The 5,643-nt window shown below is 32.2% G+C and carries 3 protein-coding genes; all 3 read right to left on the bottom strand.

The genetic code is table 11. The annotated features are described in order from the left end of the window. Positions 1-1,239 precede the first annotated feature (1,239 nt). From AABE15_RS00240 to AABE15_RS00230, 3 genes are read right to left on the bottom strand one after another with little or no spacing between them, the layout of a single operon-like run. Positions 1,240-2,541, bottom strand: coding sequence for a sugar MFS transporter (locus AABE15_RS00240; protein WP_338329269.1), 1,302 nt, complete (start codon positions 2,539-2,541; stop codon positions 1,240-1,242). 40 nt (positions 2,542-2,581) lie between these two features. Then, on the bottom strand, positions 2,582-3,370 hold the full coding sequence (nagB, locus tag AABE15_RS00235) for a glucosamine-6-phosphate deaminase (RefSeq protein ID WP_338329268.1): 789 nt from the start codon (positions 3,368-3,370) through the stop codon (positions 2,582-2,584). Positions 3,371-3,375: 5 nt separating this feature from the next. After that, on the bottom strand, positions 3,376-4,266 hold the full coding sequence (locus AABE15_RS00230) for a BadF/BadG/BcrA/BcrD ATPase family protein (protein ID WP_338329267.1): 891 nt from the start codon (positions 4,264-4,266) through the stop codon (positions 3,376-3,378). Between the last annotated feature and the right edge of the window lie 1,377 nt (positions 4,267-5,643).

Here is a 5,643-nt window from a genome sequence, read left to right as displayed (position 1 = left end):
GTTTACGTACATAAAAAGATTAACGATATTTATTCTTTAAAAAAGTGCTTTATCTGTTTCAATAGACATCAATACAAACAATTTGACTTTGTAAAAAACTTTTTCAAGAAATTACTTAGTATGATTTTTTAGTTGTAGCATAAATTATTAAATTATTTGTTTGCCTATGATCTAGATTTGTTTTGCGTGGGATTTTGTATTCATATTTATAAAGTTCGCACGTTTATCTCGTGCACTGTCAAGTTGGTTTAACAATCCTTGATCTACAAGCAGGATTTTTACTCAATAAAAGGGTGGTTTCAGAAAAAAATAACCTCGTGAATCAAAGCATTATGAAAAGCTTGATTTAAGGTTAAAACACTTTTTACTAAATGTTACTTGTATTTTCGGATTGGTAATTTTAATAAAAATCCTATAACCATTTGGTCTATTAAAGCTTTCTTTTATCCTTTTGCCACGCCTAGAATCAATTGCAAAAAAACGATTTAAATAACCAATAGGTTAAACGAAAATTAGTAGGGCAAATATGGGAAATATCAAGAGTTATTTCCGCAAAAGCTTTATCATCGTTGCGCAAAGCTCCAGCTAATTCTAGTTGTTGCTCTTTAATTTTTTCCGTAGCATTTCCCTGGTATAAATTTTTGATGCGTAGGTGTTAAATGAAACAATCGCAGAGCTTGATCTGTGATATGGTTTTAAACTTACTCGACTTTTAACTTTGGTTAACCAAGAGATTGCCTAATTAATATAATTTATTTTAGGAGTAATCCTGGTATTTTAAATAATATAGAAATAAATTTTTTCTTGAATAATTCAGGTTTTAATAAAGTAAAAAAAAGGCTGAGCAATCAATTAGTTTTACTAACAACAGGTTCTTTTAAATAAGCTTTTTTTATGTCTTGAAGATTTAATAATTCTCTTCGTTGGCATGAAAATATTAAGTATTTCATGCTCAAGTCATTAATAGCTCTAAATAAAATAGTTATAATTTCCTATCGTGTATAAAAGTAGTGTGAAAATTTTTTTAATAGTCTCCATGCGATCCATGGAGTATCGGTTTCACTCCCTCAGTAAACGTGTCTATTAATAGAACCTGCAACAATATTGTAATAATACAATTGTGCAGGATCAACACAAGCAGACTTTGAACTATTAATATATAAATACTTTATTGAAAAAGAGGCTTTCCACGATGCCTCTAATTTGTAAAACAATACAATTTTGTAGATATCTTAGTTTTTATACGTTTTTTTTAATAAAAAGAGAATGAGCCGTTTTACTTCTTTTTAAATCTAAATAGCCGTAGATTCCATAACATCCCATACAAACATAACAAATGATGGCTATACCTACAAAAACAGTCTGAAAATTCAAAAATTCTATATAATAGCTATAAATTTCTGGAATAATAGCTCCTCCACAAATTCCCATAATCATTAACGCAGAACCACTGGCGGTTTGTTCACCTAAACCACGAATAGCAATTGGAAAAATGGCAGGCCACATCATTGAATTAGCAAAACCTAACAAAGCAATAAAAGTAACGGACGTATAGCCGGTAGTTAACCATGCACCAACGGCAAAGATAATCCCTAAAAGATTTGAAACTACAAGATAGCTTTCTTGAGAAAGAATTTTTGGGGTAATAATAATTCCTGCAAAATATCCAATTAACATTGCAATTAAAGTAAATGAGGTAAAAAATTTAGTTGTATCAACAGGAAGATGAAATCCTTCACCATAGGTGCCAATGACGCTACCGGCTAATACCTCTATACCTACATAAACAAAAATACATAAAACGCCAAACCATAAACGGGGTGAAGTGGGTATACCGCCCTTGCTTCTATTTTGTTGGCCGTCATCCTCATTTTTAATTTCTGGTAAATTGGATCGATAAATTGCAAAAGCAACCAACAATAAAATTACAGCCATACCCATATATGGATAATAAACTTTATTAGCAAAAGCAGAAATAATCCCCATTTTTTCTGCTGCTGATGTGGCTGCATTGATACTATTTTGTATGCCACCAATATTTGTAACAAATAAGCCGAATATTATTGGGGCAAGAATGCCAGCTCCTTTATTACAAATACCCATCATGGCTTGTCTTTGAGCACCTTTTTCAATGGGTCCTAAAATACTTACGTAAGGATTTACCGCTGTTTGCAAGCAAGCCAATCCTATACCAATAACAAACAAACCAATTAATACTCCTAAATACCAGTGAAATTTAATAAACTGACCAAAAATTAGAGCCCCTATTGCCATTACTAATAACGCAATGCTTAGTCCATTTTTCATTCCAGTTTTTTTTAATACCCAGGAAGCTGGCAACGAGAATATGAAAAAAGATATATAAAAAGCAAATAAAATAAAAAAAGCATTAAAATCATTAAGCGTAAAAGCAACTTTTACAAACGGAATTAACGGCCCGTTAATCCAAGTAAAAAATCCAATTACAAAAAATAATATGCCAACAATAATTAAAGGCTTTGTTGTATGTTGTAGAATATTAGACGAAGGTTGATTTGACATATTCTTTACCTTTTATTAACAATGAATAAAATTTAAGAAACTAGCGATAGTGGGCATATTCTGGTTCATTTTGAAAAACCCAATCATAATATTTACGACCGGATAAATTAGAGGCTGCGGTTTCATCAACTAAGATTTTACAAGAAGAATGAAGTTGTAATGCTGAAGCACTAATCATGGATGTAATGGGACCTTCAATAGCTTTTGCTAAAATAGAAGCCTTACTTTTTCCTAAAGCTATTAATAAAATAGAACGTGCTTCTAAAATTGTACCTACTCCCATGGTTAGGGCTCTGGTCGGAACTTTATTAGGATCTCCACCAAACATTTCTGCATTTTGTTTGCGTGTACGAGGGGTTAAACTCTTATCACGGGTTCTCGACATTAGTGCAGATAAAGGCTCGTTAAAACCAATGTGCCCTGTTTCACCAATGCCCAATAGCTGTAAATCGATACCCCCTAATTTTTGAATTTGTTTTTCGTAGTTTTTTGCTTCAGCCTTCAAATCTTTTGCCATTCCATTGGGAACATGGGTATTGATCATATTAATATTGATGTGATGAAACAAATGATAATTCATATAGCTTCGATATGAATTTTTATTCTCGGTTGGGAGGCCAATATATTCGTCTAAATTAAAACTATAACATTTAGAAAAATCCAACCCGTCATTTTTATGCATATTGACCAAAATAGCATAAATACGCTCCATTGTTCTGCCTGTGGCCAATCCAAGAACTAATTTAGAATGTTGTTTTATTTCATGAGCTATAAAGAGAGCCGCTAGTTGGGCAGTTTGTTCTGGGCCAGGACGAATAATAACTTCCATAATATTTAATACTTTTTTGTATGATAGGCTTCTGATGCCAAGTGAAAAGCACCATCAAGCGGTGTACCTTTAGCAGGGACGATAATATTTCGTATAGGTTTGGTCATTCTGGGGATCAAAATTTCAGACAATCCTCCTAAGAGGCATAAGGGAAGATTGGAAAATTCGTCTTTTAAAAGACTATCTGCCAAATGTGAAATAACTTCAGCGGCTTTATCTAACAGTTTATTAGCCTCTGGACATCCAGAATTTGCCTCTTGAATAATCCATGGAATAAGGGATCCAAATTGAGTAGGCTGTGCACCAACAGCCCATATCATTGGATCATGACCTTGTTTCTTTAAATAGGTAAACAACCCTTCCGTCAAATGCGTTTTAGGTCGACGTCCATCCATCGCTTGTAACATTTGAGAAATAAGTTTTAACCCTATCCAAGCCCCTCCACCTTGATCATCTTGAGGAAAACCCCAACCGCTTAATTTTTTCGTTTTCTTTCCTGCAATAGCGTAAGCTACGGTTCCAGTTCCGACAGCAACAATAGCACCATCTTGTCCATTATGTGCCCCTAAGCAAGAGGTATAGGCATCTGTTTCTATAAGCAATTTTTCAAACCCATGAGAAATACTCATAAATTGTTCAACTGCAGAGGGCACTTCTGCACCTGCAAATCCACCTCCTCCATATAAACAAATATCTGATGGGTTTAAACTAAGATGCTCTAATAGGTTTTGTAATGTTGTTATAACTGAATTCCAGCTTCCTTTTGAATCACTAGCAATATTTACAGGCCCACCCTTTCTTTCTCCTAAGATTTTTCTATCTAAAGTTGCAATTTGCACAATTGTTTTAGTTCCACCGCCGTCAATACTGACTAGTAATTCTTTTAACTTTTGCATAGATTACCAAACATAAATTAATTAAAGGATGATTACAAAATAAAAGCTTTTGCTATATATTTTCTCCTTTTTCATCTTTTTGTATAGTAATAAAATTGTGATTAAAATTTAACGCACGTAAATAAATTTTTATCTAAAATAAACTATTTCAAATAATAGAATTTTTTATATTTTGATGTAAAAAAATAAGAAAATCATACATTGACAAGCATAAATAAAAGACATTTGGAAAAATACTGGGTGGAATTAGAGGCTGGGTAATTAGTTTGTATATTATGAAACTTTATGGTTAATGCTCGGTTATTTACTGATACCCAACCAAAGCAGTAGAAAAAATAAAATGCTATACGTGAGTTTTTATTTGCTTGATCATAGAAAAAATTAGTAATGAAAATGAAGTATACAATACAGATTGTAAAACGTCTAGGTATATCGGTGTAACAAAGATTGCGAGGGAATCATAACAGAAAGAGCTTTAACTAAATAGCATTAAATATATTTGATCGTCATGGAACGGTTTGGTCGAATGTGGTAAAAAATACATAATTCACAAAGGTTTTGACGAAAGTTTTTTATGCCGAACCTAAGATGATGTGATTAATTAAGTATAAGGTATGCAGAGGATGAGGGTTAATTGGACCGAATTATGAGCTTTTGGTTAGAATGATGTTCCAGCATCTTTATTTCGGGCACCTTTAACACTATCTGCGCATAATATGTTACGTTCAATGAAGCCGCATTCGAGTTTAAAACCATCAATATCAATAAATGCTTTGTTAAAATATATATCTTCTAATACCTAGAGTATTAATGATCCTACCAAATTTTTACTATTTTTTGAAAAATATTGCCCAGCAAAATGATCTTATAAAGAAAATTGCGTAGTAAATTGGTGAAGTAAGTACTGACACTCACTATGGTTTTTTTTTGTTTTGTTTAGTAACGTTGCAAAAACTGCGTTCGTACTGCCGTTTTAAGTAAAAACAGTTTCCTTTTCACCAACCAAGAAGCAGTATAATCTGTGAGACCATTTTTTGAGAAACATTATCCTGTCTCTGTACTATTCTTGCTTAATGAGGCAGCGAAGGTATGTACACACTACAGATAATCTTTTTGTTCAAGATAACGTAGAAACATTGGTTAATTTCACTCAGTCTGCAACAGTAACTTTTTCTCTTTCAAGAACTTTTCGTAGTATTCATTGTTGTCTGGCGTTTATATGCTTCTAATTTATGTTTTTAATCTGTTCTACATTAAGTTTATTTGTTAGCAAGTCGAACCTTATATTTGTTTATTTTATAATCTATAAAAGAATTAAGGTAATAAATATACAATTTATTGAAATTAAATTTTCTTTTTAATGAAAAATATAAGGAG

The sequence above is a fragment of the Commensalibacter sp. Nvir genome (assembly GCF_963921845.1).
GTDB lineage: Bacteria > Pseudomonadota > Alphaproteobacteria > Acetobacterales > Acetobacteraceae > Commensalibacter.
Note: the sequence above shows the minus strand (reverse complement) of the source record. Positions and strands in the feature narration are given on the sequence as shown.

What these genes read in the sequence shown, in the direction of transcription:
- AABE15_RS00230 (WP_338329267.1), bottom strand. Translation starts at nt 4,266, where the DNA reads ATGCAAAAGTTAAAAGAATTACTAGTCAGTATTGACGGCGGTGGAACT.
- AABE15_RS00240 (WP_338329269.1), bottom strand. Translation starts at nt 2,541, where the DNA reads ATGTCAAATCAACCTTCGTCTAATATTCTACAACATACAACAAAGCCT.
- nagB (WP_338329268.1), bottom strand. Translation starts at nt 3,370, where the DNA reads ATGGAAGTTATTATTCGTCCTGGCCCAGAACAAACTGCCCAACTAGCG.